The organism is Gilliamella sp. Nev3-1, from assembly GCF_001690435.1.
In the GTDB taxonomy this organism is placed as follows: domain Bacteria; phylum Pseudomonadota; class Gammaproteobacteria; order Enterobacterales; family Orbaceae; genus Gilliamella; species Gilliamella apicola_C.
The window spans coordinates 1-14,837 of the sequence record NZ_LZHN01000044.1; the positions used below are offsets into that span (position 1 = coordinate 1).

Below are 14,837 nucleotides of genomic sequence, written 5' to 3' on the forward strand. Positions count from 1 at the left end.
ACACCTTAAAGAAATCGCACCAGCAATCCAGAAGAAAGCGCTTAATCGATTAAAAGCACGTTTAAAAGTCGCAGATTATAGCCGTCCTATGTGTGACGCTTTAACAGAGCAACGTAAAGCACTGGGAAAAAGCGCAAATAACACCGTATTTACTAATGAATTCGATATGATTAACCGCATCGTATTAGGTACTACATCAAGCAAATACAAGAAAGCCAATAATCTTACTGGTAATATTCGTGACCACCTAAACGAATTTGAATTAAACCATATCGCATACCTTGAGAACGCAAATATAACATTAATCCATATTGGTTACGACTATCATCAGAGAAAAGCTGAGCTAATAAAGTTATCTCATGCTTATTTGATCCGTCATATGGCACAGGTGGCTTAATTATGATGACTACATGCTCATTTAACACCCTAGCTACCCAATCTCTAAATAATCGCTTAAATTGCTATTTTGACGGGATTAACGCCACCAAAAAGATTAAATCATTTTTCTTGATTAGCAATAATTCTAGTTTCCAGTCAAAAAACTATTTTAATGGAAGCCAGTGCAAAAATGCGCACTCAGTGCGCAGCGAAAACCGTTTTTTAATGCGTACTAATCATTACATGGGGTTGAATTTTAAAAGTAGGTTTCTTGAGTTCGTGAAAAGCGCCAAAACAATAAACAGCAACATTCTTTTAACCCCTACAAAGCACATCAACCCCAATAATAACAAGCCTTAAAGTCTATTTTATTGCCCATTAAGTATCAGTAAGGTACATTTACAACCATCGCTTTAGCTATGTGATTTGTTATACAGATAGTATATAACGAAAACCATATAACCACCCTATTGACAGGCTTTCAAATCAAAACAACCAGACCACTGGGTAAAGATTATTGATTGTTAGGTGGTAACAGATTATCTTTATTGATAAAAATTAATGTGTAAAAAGTAGGTGGTTTAATTATTATTGCCCTATTATTAGGCTAGTTCATCCATTAACTTTTGTAGTTATTCTGGAATTCCATTACTACACGCTAGAAAGCAAATAGATGAATTGCGCATCAATAACATATCAATGCAAATCAGTCAAAGCCAACAAAATCTTTGTATATAAACAGATCTTAGATATTTATTATTGAAACTATGTAATAAACAAGCACTGTAAGAAAGCAGAAAAGAATCTAAAATAAAGAATATAAATATAAATTTAATTATAATGAATAAATCGGTAGTTAACGCGGGTGGATAATTATAAAAAATAGTATAAATAATTTACATATGTTCTATTTGCGAACAAATTCTTTAACTTATGAAATAAAATTTATTTTGAAAAAAATTCATTCACACTATTTCAAACTAATGAACAGTGTTAGGTTTAAAACTCCATCATTTATCTCACCTGTTATCTACAGACCTTATTTACTGAATAAATAAAATAAGTTATTGTTTTAACATAAGTTGAAAGTAACAAGAATGTGTGATAACGTGCCTATTAATTAGCAAGGTTATAACGGGCTTGATGCGAGCCATATTTACTGAATAGGTGATACTTCTAATATCAATAAGCCAGCTGTAATATATGCTCAATTCTATATATTTATTCAAACCCGTTTCATATTGGCTTGCTTTTATCATATCTTCACAATGAAATATAAAGAAATATTAATTATCTAAATTATAGAAATTTAATTACAACAAAGAGGCAATAATATGTTTTTCTTATTTTTTATTTTGGTCATTGCTGTTTTAGTTTGGCTATTTTTTGCATACAATAAGCTTAGGAGCTTAGCTGAAAATGTAAAACAAAAACAATCAAATATTTATGTAACGATAAAGAAAAGGCACGATATAGCACAAAGATTGTCTGATATCGCGTCTAGTTATGGCGATCATGAAAAGTTAACTCACTTTACCGTGACTGAGAGTAATAATATTGCTACCGCAAATAATGTTGCATCTGAAGCATCTCGAGTTATCGGTAATGTTCAAATGCTAGCAAATCGTTTTCCTGATTTAAAAGCAAACTCGACTTATCAGCAATTAATGGTGCAACTTGATGAGATTGAAAACACGATTTTAAAAAGAAGAGAAGATTATAATGCGGCAGTTCAGATCTATAATTCAACTCGTGGTAGTATTCCTCATTTATTCTATGCAAGTAAATTGGGGTTTGTTGAAGCAACCTATTTTGAAGTCGATGAAAATGGTATAGAACAGCTTGCTTCATTTAAAACCGATGATGGAAAAATTCTTAGAGATACTATGGGAAGAATGGCCTCGGTAGCAACTGAAAATGTCAAAAAAATAAAAGCGAAAAGAGATAATAATACTGAAGAAGTCGAGCCGTAAAATTAACAAAGATCTAGTGATAACATTGGCGCTTTTTTGGTTTGGTTGGAAGAAGGTATATTTTTATCACTTATCATTAAAAATTCGCCGACAATGTCGGCGAAAAAATAAGTAAATATAATTAAAAATTATTACGCAAAACCTTTCAAACCAACCACATGGACATGTTCTTGGTTATTGATAACTTTACGCACAAGTTTATACGTTGTACCTTTTTCAGGACTGATATTTTCTGGGGCAGCTATAATTAATTGCATCTCCAAACGTTCACATAACTCAAATAATGTTGCAATGGATTTTGCATCTAATCGAGCCGCTTCATCTAAGAATAACAAACGACATGGTAAGATATCTTTATTACGTAGCCGCTTGGATTCTTCTTCCCAACTTTGAATCACCATGAGTAAAATTGACATACCAGTACCGATGGCCTCGCCCGTTGATAATGCGCCACTTTCAGCACGTAACCAACCATCAGCTCCCCGATTGACTTCAACATCCATTTCAAGATAATTTCGATAATCAAGTAGCTCTTCACCAATATTTTGAGCGGTTCGTTGTCCCATATCAATATGTGGATTTAAGCGCTGATAAAGTTTAGCTAAAGCCTCTGAGAAAGTAATACGATTGTTACTAAACAGATCTTGATGTTCATTTTTTTCATCAGCAAGTGCAGCTAAAAGTGAGGAATGCGCCTCTCGAACATTAACATTCAAGCGTACCCCATTAACTTGACCAAATGCCACTGCTTGTAATCCTTGGTTAAGTAGTCGGATACGGTTTTGCTCACGTTGAATAGTTTTACGGATAATATTTGACACACTTTTGGAGCTTATCGCTAACTGCTGCTCTCGAGATGTTAATTCTTCGGTCAAACGCGATAACTCAATTTCCATTTGTTCAATAGCTTCAATTGGATCATCAGTTTTTACAATATCTTGGCGAATTCGTTCGCGTAAATGCGCATAAACTGCAATATAAAATTGAATTTTGCGTTCTGGACGTTTTGGATCTTCAGATAATCTTAAGACATCCCGTAGATGTTCATTATCGTTAACCGCTAAACGTAATGATCCTAATGCTTTATCTGACATTGAACGCAGCTCATCGGCACTTAAATAAGCAAGCTCGCGACGATGTAAACGGCGTTCAACGCTATTATCTTTAACTAGTCTTAGTACTAAACACCAACCCACTTTCGCTTGCACTACTTGTTCTCGAAGCTGTTTATAATCACGCAACGTTTGAGTTAAGCGTTTTTGCATTTGCGTCATTTCGCTTTCACACATAATCAGTTGTTTTTCAAGCGATGTACAATGCTGGCGATTACTATTTAATTTGTGATAGATTTCATCACGGCGAGCTCGTGCCCGCTCTTCAGTAATCGCATCGGCTTTTACACCGATTTGCTCAATTTCTTTATGTAGTTCATTTAGCATATCGCGCTTAGTTTCAAAAGCACTTTTTAGCGATGCAAGCGTTTGATTATATTGATTGTATTTATCTTGGTACTGTTGCATTTGGCTGCGTGCTGCAACTTTTTGAGCTTCAACGATTTCTAAGCGAGAACGTAATTGTTCATTTAAATCGCTATTTTCATTTAACATGCCCGCTGAATCTTCATAACTAAAATGAGCACGGCGTTGTATCACTTCAGTTAATGCAAAGACTTGTTGCCGAATGGTTTGTTGCTGTGCTTTGACTATATTGTAATGTTCTCGCAATGCTTCATTTTGCTCTGGATCGCTTTGTAATACCGTCACAATCGGTTCAAGTTCAGAAACTGTGTTACGATTACGGTTAACATATTGCACTGACTCTTGCGCTTCGGCTAATTGTTCACGCAATTCATCAACACGATCAGCTAAATCATCATCAGCAAGTAGATGCATCTGGGCAACAAGTTTATTAATAGTTGCTAATTGCTCTTTATAATTAGCAACTTGTTGTTGGTTTTGTTGATCGATACTTTCTTGAGATGCGAGTTGGCGTTCAATTTCACTACGTCTCATTGTTAATTTTTGAACTTCAGCTTCTGGATCAATATCAAAAGCTACGGCAAGATATTGACCGATAAATTGTCCAACATTTTGCTCAATGCGTTGTAACTTTTGTAAATCAAATGAAATAGTTGCATAACGTTCATGCAATTCATCTCGTTCAGCAGATAATTTTTCTAGATGAATTTCACGTGCTGCACGACCAAATAATGGTACATTAGGAAAACTTGAGAATCGCCATTGGCGCTCACCGGTTTTAACTAACACCGCTTTATTCATCTCTTCACAATCAAAAACACTATCATCAAATGATGATGGATCTCCTTCGATAAAATAAATATCTTCTGGATAATCCTCATCACTTGCGGTCAGGCTTTCTAACTGCTGTTTAACTAGCGATAAATCTGGTACAACAATCGCTTGCCTTGCTGGGCCGTAAAGCGCTGAAAAGTAAGGGGCATCATCGATGGTTACATCTTCATAAATTTCAGAGAGTAAGACCCCATTAAATCGCTCTGAAAGCACAGATAGTCGACCATCATCAACGCCACTAGGTTGATTCAGTTGTTCAATTTGAACATCTAATTGATTACGTCTAAAACTAATTTGATCTCGTTCAGCAACAAGCACACGCTCTTTCTCAAGTAACTTTTGCATATGTTGTGTAACATCTTGGCTGTTACTAAAAGTTTCGCCTGTTTGTTCTTGCAAAGCAATTAGGGAATCTTGAGCTTTTAACCATAATGGTGCTTTTTGGCGATAATCAGCAATTTTCGATTGAATCTGTTCAAACTCTTGTCTAGATTCAATTCTTTTTTTACTCGATTTGTTAGCAAGCTCTGCGACTTCGTCTAATTGCATTTCAAGCTCTTGCTTTAAATCATCAAGCTCATCGTAATTAACTTGACGATTAACGCGTTTACAAAATTGTGTTAATAATGATTCCGCCTCTTTCTGCTCAAAAAAACGTTGTTCAAGTTCATCTAGTTGTAACTGTAAATGTTCGGCTTGTTCGGCTTGGTAACATTGTGATGGCCATTTTCTTAACGATTCTTTTGCCGCAGCAAACGCATCACTACGAGTCACATCACCAACTAATTTAACCACCAATTGATAAGCACGATCAAACTGATTAATTGCCGCATCAGATACACTTAATTTTTGTTCTAGCTCAAGCACTTGTTCGGTAATTTCTTTTTGCTTTTCATCAAATACAGCAAAATGATCTTCAATATTACTAATGCTTAGTTTTGGTAGTTGGCATAATGATTGCGCATTTTTTAGTGCTTGCAAGGCTTGTTGATATTGAATTGCACGTGTTTGTTGAACATCAAGTGCTTGCTGATAATCTGCTAGCTGGGTTTTGATTTCATCAACTTCTTGTTCAGTTTGTTGAACTTGATCACGATAAGTTTGATATTGTTCATTTGCTTCAAGCACCACTTCGTTTTGCTCTTCAAGCTTTAAATTTAAATCATCTAAATCAGCTTGATAACGATCGATCTTCTCTTGTTGACGCAATGCGGCTTGCGCTAAATTCAGGTGATCATTAGCAGCTTGTAAATCCGTTTCTAAATCGCTTTGCGCTGCTTGATGTTCTTTAAGCTCTTTAGCCATTTCAACTTGACGATATTGATTGCTAATAAGCAAATCTTGTGTTTTAAACATATCACGGCGCAAACCAAGTACTGATTCAATATGCACTCGGCGTTCGTTAGAATGGCGCATATAATCAGCGGCGACATAATTAGTCGATTCACTAATAAGATGTTTAAATAAATCACGATCCGATTGCGTGACTCGAATAGCCTCTAAAGTCATTCGGTTTTCACGTAATGCCGCTTCCATATCTTGAAAGGCTTTACGTACACCGCTATTTTCAGGTAATAAATAGTCACGCAGTGAGCGGGTAATAGCACTTGAGATACCACCATAAAGTGAGGCTTCGATCAATCGGTAATATTTACTTCTATCTGATGGTGAACGTAATCGTTTTGGTAAAATACCAAAATCAAACATGACCGAATGATAATCAGTAATAGAGTTAAATTGTTTAAAGATAATGCCTTCCATCAATTCAACTTTTTCTTTTAACTCTGGCAACGACAAAATACGTGCCTGTTTGTCATTTAATCTTTCTGTTACTAATTCAGTTGGGCTTATATTTACCGATAAGCCTTGCAATAAAAATGGTTTGATATCAACTTTTTTGTCACGCCCTGCTACTTGCTGTAATCGTACACCACAAATAATTCGTTGGTTACGAGAGTTAATTACATCAAGCATAGAATAGCAAACACCTGGTTTTAATTTACCATGCAATCCTTTATCTCGCGATCCTGATGTTGCCCCTGCTTCGGTTGTGTTTCTAAAATGTAATAAGGTTAAGTCGGGAATTAATGCGGTTACAAATGCTGCCATCGTGGTGGATTTACCCGCGCCATTACCACCCGATAGCGTTGTGACTAATTGATCAAGCTCAAAAGTTCGCGCAAAAAAACCATTCCAGTTAATTAGCGTTAATGAGTGAAATTTACCGTGGCCAATCATATTTATTCTGTCTCCTCATTAACGTCTTCATATTGCTCTTCATTATTATCATTATCTAAGGTAAGTGATGATTCAATTTTAATTGCTTCTCCATCCCTAATTAAGCGTAATTGGGCTTCTTGTACATCATCACCACTACGTACATCTGCCCCAAAGCGGAAAATAGCTTCGTTGATACGAAAACGATTACTATCGTTACCAACAATAAAAAAGATCATACCCAGCCGGCGTAAACGATTTAACGCTGTTTTCACTTTATCAAAGAGTTTTTGGCGGTCCAAATCAGATCCTGTTGAACGTTGGTTCACTAATTTAAGTAATTTACTTTCATCAGCTAACGAAACTAACTCATCAAACAATTCTTGTAGGGTAAAAATGCCTTCATGAGCCAATCGTTCTGGGCTTAAGTATAAATAGCAAAGTACCTTGCCAACAAGCATATCAAGTTCAGAAAGAACTGAGCGAGGAATTAATGTTGTAGAACGAGGGCGTAGGTAAAAAAAACCTTCTGGCGCTCGAATTAATTCTACATTATAACGTTGATAAAATTGTTCAAGCTCAAGTTGGAAATCCATTAGGAATGCATGATGATCAAGTTCATCAATACCAATATGGCGCCCAGATCGCAGTAAACTATCAAGCTCAGGAAAGATAGGATTAGCAATTGCTTGCGCCAATTTAACTGACATATATTTATCAATAGATGCTTGAGAACTTGTGGCTATACGCTCCTTAACTTCATCAAGATGATGTGCGGTTCGTTGTGTTTCAAAATCGTTAATATCTGTTGATGACATGTGCTTGCACCTTAGCTCCATAATCGTTAATAGGCTTCCACTCAGCAGGAATTCCAAGCAAATCATCTTCGGCAATACCTAGACGAATAGCTTGTTCAATAAATAATCTTGCAATATCAAAGTGTTGTTCGCGTGGGAACTGTTCCAAATAGCTATAAATGGCAAGACCTATATCAAGTGGTTTATGTTCTTGCTTAAAGACCAATAAATTTTGCTCAATATGAGCAATTATATGTTCTTGAATCTCTTCAATCATTTCAAATTCAAGTTCTGACGGTAATTCTCCTGTTACTTCTGCTTCATGTAAAGCTAGTTCTTCATCACGCATATCAAGTAAGCGATCAGCATTAGCAAAAGTCAGCGACCAAGGCAACTCAAAATATCCTTGTATCGATTTACGTAAACGCTGTGAAAACACACGATTTTTATCTAAGTCAATAGCAGTACGAATAAATTTATGGACATGGCGATCATAACCGATCCAAAGGTCTATCGCTTTTTGCCCCCAACCAATAATTCGATCTAGTTTACCTTGTAAATCCATAACAACATTGTTAATTTTATCAAGATCAGGATTATCAAGCGTCGCATCTTGTATTAAAAGCAAACTGGCTTGCAATTTATCCCCAGCCGCTGCTAAAGTGTCTTGTAATTCGCGCAATGTTTGCGATGTTTCGGTAAGTAAACCTTCACAACTGCTAATTGCAGCTTGCCAATCTTGGCTTAATAAGGCTGAAATGTTTTGCTTCACATCTGCCTGCTGCTCATCCATAACACGTTGCGTGATATCAATACTGTCAAAAATCTCAGCAACGGAATATTTTAACGGCGCAAAAACATTTCGATGCCAATGCAGATCATCACCACCTTCAAGCGCAGCATCGGCAGCACGTTTTAACTCTTGTGCAACAATAGAAAGTTGGAGAGATAAACGTAAGGTGGAAAACTCTCGCTGACGAATATAATAATCAGTAATACCTATTCCCAATGGCGTCAAACGATAGATAGAAAACCCATCAGTCATTTCACTAGTAAATCGAGTAATAAACCGCTGTCGGACTAAATCATTAATTGCATTATTGGCACGCACAGTAATGGTATCTTCACTTTGCTCAAAAATTTGTGAAACATGCCTAAAAGCGTCAATTAATTCCGATTCTGTCATCTCTCCATCAAAACGCTCGCTGTTTAATACAGCAATAGCTAATAAAAAAGCTAACCTTTCAACAGGCAAGACGATCGAAAAATCATTCTTTTTTGCCCAAGAGACCAGTTCTGGCACTGATTGGGAAAAATCAATCATAAAAAATCCTTAATTTAAGGAGATAAAATCGAATCATACCTCAAAGTTTTATATCTCAAGGTAGAAACAAAAATAACGCCAATTATATAACAATATAGAGTAAATTTGTAATGGAATTCGATGAAAGCTCGAAAACTATAATTATTTAACTTACATTGCCTTTTAACGGTATAATAATAAAAAATAAGATAATCTGAAAAGACCAATACTTTTATATTGGTCATAATAACATGAAGTTAATTAAGAGTTGTTGAGCTTTTGTGTTCGTATATTAATCAACAATGCATTGGCAGCCACAAAAGTATAAGTGCTAGCGATATCATGATGTTATCCTTGCGAAAGCTCGAAACAAATCGGTAAACTACCACTATCAACAGCGAGATGGATTTTAGTTGAATTGCCCCGCAGCTTTTTCTTATCTGCTGTGAATACTGAGTTGTTACAACTGAGTTATATCGATGCGCTCGCACAATAAAACCATCGAGGAAAACCCATTCAAAACAGCTATACTTAATAGTTGTTTGAAAATATACATTAATATGACTTTTCTAGGGCATAAATAAAAACATCTATAGAATGTATTTCATTAACCAAATGTAATTGGTAAATCTTGCCAAGGAATACCCGTTCTTATTCGGAACAGTATTCCTTCAAATGTCACCCTATTATTCTGGTTTATTATAAGCTTGACCGTACTTTTCATTATTTTCATCATCGTTTCTTACTGCTTATCTGTTAACATTGTTCTTGGTATAGTGAACTAAGTTATGGTTGTTTTTTGGCAAAATTATTATAAAGTTCACTATGCTATTTAAAAAACTACCATCAGAGATAAACACACGCTAATAATATAAAAATTAATCGCCTCTGCACACCGCAATAGTACTAGGATAATTCGCACGATCTAGAGAAACGTTACCTCTAAGCCCCATTACTCGATATACTTTTCCCCCCAAAAAACCACCGTTTATTTTCTCTAACTCACTGGTCCATCTTTCACCATCTTTACTCCAAATTCCACCATATCTTTGAGTTATACCCCATTCTCCCATAAATGTCCCTACAGCCCGAATAAAATGATCCCAATTATTAGTTAGCTCATTGATATCATACAAGTATTGACGTCGAAAATTATAGTTCATTGCTTCCTCTTTTGTTGTTCTTCCTTGTCTTGAACCTCGACAAAAATCTAATGCTGGGAAACGAGTTGCAGAAGCTAACATTCGATTGTTTGCAAAGACTATTTCCGAACTACCAGCTCTTGCCCATTTATTTGGGACCGGAATAGTAAAATTATCTAACCATATCCATGATTGACCATTAAAATATTCCATTGTTATCGTCGGTGTTCCATTTTGGATAAACTCCCCTTTTGTTGCCGACTCATATATCACAGAACAGTTTTGTGCAATTCCTCCTGCAGTCCATAAAGAAATCTTTCCTGCTCCATTATGAGAATAGCAACGATATCGAGTTTGATCGGCTCCTGAACCAATTAAACTAAAACCAGCTTTTTTAAATCCAGTTGTAGGAAAACCTGACCAACGACTAAAACCGTTTATTTCATTAAACACACTACTATCGTGCCCACCATAATTAGTCATCTCATTTGGTTTAAGATAACAAATACCTTGTCCATATGGCATAAAAGTATATACAACAGGAGGAGCACTACCATAAAACCGACTATTAGGAATACCATATCTGGTAGTTACACTTACATCATTTACCTCAACTTTTAAGGTATATGGACCACCACAGTTCCATAATTCCCAATTTAAACGATCGTTAGGTATCGGTATATTATTGTCATACCATGTAGCTTTCATAGTACCCGAAATTGTTCCCTCCTTTTCGTCACCATCATCATCACCGATTAATACACCAGCAACATTATGAAAATTTCCATCAGCAGGAACTAATGTCCATACATCCGAAAAATGCATGTGTTCTGGTGCACGAATAGCGACAGAGGAATCCCACGCATTTAGCCATTCTATGCCACCACGGCCATCTCGTCTCGGCATATTAAAGCCTTGAAGTTGGTTTAAATTTGATAGTTTTGTAACTCGATCTGTTAATAATAAATAAGGTGCGTTACCAATAATTGCTTTTTGAGAGATCGCTGAATAGGATTTAGCAGCATGAACAGAAAAAGTTGAAAGAAATAAAAAAGAAATAACATATATAAAAATAAAACTTCTATAGTTATTTTTTTCCATCATAATATCCTTATGTTTTTTTAATTTATTTTTACTCTAATTAAGATCCCTTACCTATAGCGCATTAATAAAGTTTATAAACAAATTAAAATCGTAAATTCATAATTTTACTTTTACCTATAAAAATTAATAAATAACATATTCATTATAATTGTTTTTTATTTTAAACAGTATAAAAATAAATTTGAATTTATTTATTCCGTACTCGCACAAACGCTTATTTATGCTAAAATCAGTATACATTCTATCTATAAACTAACATAAGGACGTAACGAAATGCATATCGGTATACCTAAAGAACGGTTAGCCAATGAAGCTAGAGTTGCAGCAACGCCTCAAACTGTTGGACAACTGTTAAAACTTGGCTTTACAGTCTCTGTAGAACAGGGCGCTGGACATGCTGCTCATTTTGAAGACCAAGCTTTTATTGATGCTGGAGCAACCATTCAAAACGCGCAAGAAATTTGGCAAAATGATCTGATTTTAAAATTTCATGCACCAACAGATGATGAAATTGCTTTAATGAAAGAGGGATTAACCCTTATCAGTTATATTTATCCAGCTCAACATAAAGAACTATTAGAAAAACTTGCCACTAAAAATATTACTGTTATGGCAATGGACTGTGTGCCACGTATTTCACGCGCACAATCTTTGGACGCATTGAGTTCAATGTCTAATATTGCTGGTTACCGTTCAGTTATCGAAGCAGCAAATCAATTTGGTCGATTCTTTACCGGTCAAGTTACTGCTGCTGGTAAAGTGCCTCCAGCTAAAATATTAGTTATTGGAGCAGGTGTTGCAGGCCTTGCAGCAATTGGTGCCGCAGTGAGTTTGGGGGCAATTGTTCGTGCTTTTGATACCCGACCTGAAGTTGCCGAACAAATTAACAGCATGGGCGCTGACTTTTTAGAGTTAGATTTTGAAGAAGAAGCAGGTTCTGGTGACGGTTATGCTAAACAGATGTCAGCCGCCTTTATTGAAGCTGAAATGGCCCTATTTGCTGAGCAAGCGAAAGATGTTGATATTATTATCACAACAGCATTAATTCCAGGCAAACCTGCACCAAAACTCATTTCGAAAGAAATGGTTGAATCAATGAAACCTGGCAGTGTTATTGTTGATTTAGCAGCATTAACTGGCGGAAACTGTGAATTGACTAAACCAGGTGAAATTTTCGAAACAGATAACAACGTAAAGATTGTTGGTTATACTGATTTAGCTAATCGTATGCCAGCGCAAGCATCACAACTTTATGGTACGAACATTGTTAACCTATTAAAACTACTTGCTAAAGAAAAAGACGGGAATATTGATATCAATTTTGAAGATGTCGTAATCCGTGGTGTAACGGTGGTTAAAGACAAAGAAATTACTTGGCCAGCACCGCCAATTCAGGTATCAGCTCAACCCCAGAAAAAAGCAGCTGAACCAATTGCTAAACCTGAACCTAAACCAATGGATGTTCGTAAAAAATACGGTATTTTAGCTTTGGCTATTATTGCTTTCTTCTGGCTGGCTCATTCCGTTCCTGAAAGCTTTTTAGGTCACTTTACTGTGTTTGCATTATCTTGTGTTGTTGGCTACTACGTAGTATGGAATGTCACACACTCTTTACATACACCTCTGATGTCGGTAACAAATGCAATTTCTGGGATTATATTAGTCGGTGCAATATTACAAGTCGGCGATGATAATAGTTTAACTACGGCGATTGCCTTTGTTGCTATTTTGATTGCTAGTATCAATATTTTTGGTGGATTCTTTGTTACTCAAAGAATGCTGAAAATGTTCCAACGTGGCAAGTAAAGGAGAGCATACATTATGAGTAATGGAATCATTCAAGCAGCCTATGTTATTGCTGCGTTACTTTTTATCTTTAGCTTACGAGGTCTTTCTAACCAAGAATCGGCCAAATCAGGAAATATCTACGGTATGATTGGAATGGCAATTGCACTTATCGCGGCAGTTGCTAGTATCAAAGGTGGATTACACTGGATCATCATTGCTATGGTTATTGGCGCTGCAATTGGTCTATATCTGGCCAAAAAAGTGGAAATGACACAAATGCCAGAACTTGTTGCACTACTTCATAGCTTCGTGGGAATGGCTGCGGTTCTTGTTGGCTTAAATAGCTTTTTAGATTCTCACATTCAAGATTTTCACGGTGGTGAACTGACTGTACATTTAGTAGAGATTTTTGTTGGCGTCTTTATCGGCGCAGTAACCTTCTCAGGCTCTATTGTCGCATTTGGTAAATTAAATGGACGCATTAGCTCGAAACCATTATCCATACCAAATAAGCATTATTGGAACTTAGCTGCAATTGTTGTTTCTACCATTTTAATGTTTGTCTTCGTTAAATGCGAAAATGGAATAGGTGCTACAATTAGTTTGTTCATCATGACAATTATTGCATTCGTTTTTGGTTTCCATTTAGTTGCCTCAATTGGCGGTGCTGACATGCCAGTGGTTATTTCAATGCTAAACTCTTATTCGGGTTGGGCAGCGGCAGCGGCCGGCTTTATGCTAGGTAATGATCTTCTTATTGTAACTGGTGCATTAGTTGGTTCATCAGGTGCCATTCTTTCATATATTATGTGTAAAGCAATGAACCGTTCATTTATCAGTGTTATTGCGGGTGGATTTGGTAGTGATGGTAGCACAGCTAGTTCATCTGATGAAGAACAAGGTGAGTACCGTGAAATGCAACCAGCCGAAGTAGCACAAACACTAAAAGAGGCGCGTTCTGTTATCATCGTTCCTGGCTATGGTATGGCTGTTGCACAAGCACAAGGTGCTGTAAGTAATATTACCGAAAAACTACGCGCAATGGATATTGAAGTAAGATTTGGTATTCATCCTGTTGCTGGACGTTTACCTGGTCATATGAACGTGTTGCTCGCAGAAGCCAAAGTACCTTATGATATCGTTCTTGAAATGGATGAAATCAATGATGACTTCCCTGATACGGATGTCGTTTGGGTTATTGGTGCAAATGATACAGTAAACCCAGCTGCTGAAGAAGATCCAAATAGCCCAATTGCTGGCATGCCTGTTCTTGAAGTTTGGAAAGCAAAAACGGTCATTATTTCTAAACGATCAATGAATACCGGGTATGCAGGTGTACAAAATCCACTATTCTTTAAAGAAAATAGCTATATGTTATTTGGCGATGCGAAAGATAGTGTTGAAAAAGTATTACAAAACCTTTAATTAACCTCAACCAATACTATTGTGGCATTTTCCACAATAGTATTGGATATATGTCCTTACCACTTATCTGCAAACTTGAGTAATAAAATTCATACTATTGATAATAACTCAGCTAGCCAAATAATATTCATCTGTAGAAATTACTCGCCCATTGACAGTAATTGAAGAAAATACTGTAACGAATACACAGAAAAAACAAAACTAATGCCGTATCACAAACGAGAGATATAACAGTTATATCATAAAGAAAAGATAACCATTACCGATTTAGCTGCTTTATGGTTAGTCGACCGACCATCTATAATGTGCTAAAAAAGCCCAATTGAAACTATTTATCCTCTTTAACCAATAAGAGCAAACGTTATAAAAACATGAGTTATGGTATTAAACATCTGGTT

General features: G+C 36.1%; 7 protein-coding genes and 2 pseudogenes. 4 read left to right on the top strand and 5 right to left on the bottom strand.

Annotated features, from left to right (window positions below):
• Together A9G40_RS14970 and A9G40_RS07235 are read left to right on the top strand one after the other, a co-directional pair.
• Nucleotides 1–397: pseudogene (locus A9G40_RS14970) on the top strand (antA/AntB antirepressor family protein); the annotation flags it as partial.
• Between the two features lie 1,315 nt (nt 398–1,712).
• Nucleotides 1,713–2,351: a LemA family protein gene (locus A9G40_RS07235; protein WP_065582493.1), complete on the top strand. Its 639-nt coding sequence runs from the start codon at nt 1,713–1,715 to the stop codon at nt 2,349–2,351.
• Nucleotides 2,352–2,482: 131 nt separating this feature from the next.
• Here A9G40_RS07235 and mukB read toward each other — a convergent pair whose 3' ends face one another.
• From mukB to A9G40_RS07255, 5 genes and pseudogenes are all read right to left on the bottom strand, one after another.
• Entirely contained in the window at nt 2,483–6,901 is a 4,419-nt protein-coding gene (gene mukB / locus A9G40_RS07240) for a chromosome partition protein MukB (RefSeq protein ID WP_065582494.1), read from the bottom strand.
• A 2-nt stretch (nt 6,902–6,903) separates the two neighbouring features.
• Entirely contained in the window at nt 6,904–7,590 is a 687-nt protein-coding gene (mukE, locus tag A9G40_RS07245) for a chromosome partition protein MukE (protein ID WP_065582551.1), read from the bottom strand.
• 88 nt (nt 7,591–7,678) lie between these two features.
• Nucleotides 7,679–9,001, bottom strand: a complete 1,323-nt coding sequence (gene mukF, locus A9G40_RS07250; protein WP_065582495.1) for a chromosome partition protein MukF — start codon at nt 8,999–9,001, stop codon at nt 7,679–7,681.
• 330 nt (nt 9,002–9,331) lie between these two features.
• Nucleotides 9,332–9,716 (bottom strand): annotated as a pseudogene (locus tag A9G40_RS15865) (transposase); the annotation flags it as partial.
• A gap of 142 nt (nt 9,717–9,858) precedes the next feature.
• On the bottom strand, nt 9,859–11,223 hold the full coding sequence (locus A9G40_RS07255; protein WP_065582496.1) for a hypothetical protein: 1,365 nt from the start codon (nt 11,221–11,223) through the stop codon (nt 9,859–9,861).
• A 276-nt stretch (nt 11,224–11,499) separates the two neighbouring features.
• On the opposite strand from A9G40_RS07255, the gene pntA reads away from it, so the two are divergent.
• Together pntA and pntB are read left to right on the top strand one after the other, a co-directional pair.
• The gene (gene pntA / locus A9G40_RS07260; protein ID WP_065582497.1) at nt 11,500–13,032 is read left to right on the top strand and encodes a Re/Si-specific NAD(P)(+) transhydrogenase subunit alpha; all 1,533 of its coding nucleotides are present in this window, start codon (nt 11,500–11,502) and stop codon (nt 13,030–13,032) included.
• A gap of 15 nt (nt 13,033–13,047) precedes the next feature.
• Complete coding sequence (gene pntB, locus A9G40_RS07265) at nt 13,048–14,439, top strand: Re/Si-specific NAD(P)(+) transhydrogenase subunit beta (RefSeq protein ID WP_065582498.1); 1,392 nt, start codon at nt 13,048–13,050, stop codon at nt 14,437–14,439.
• Nucleotides 14,440–14,837: the final 398 nt, after the last annotated feature.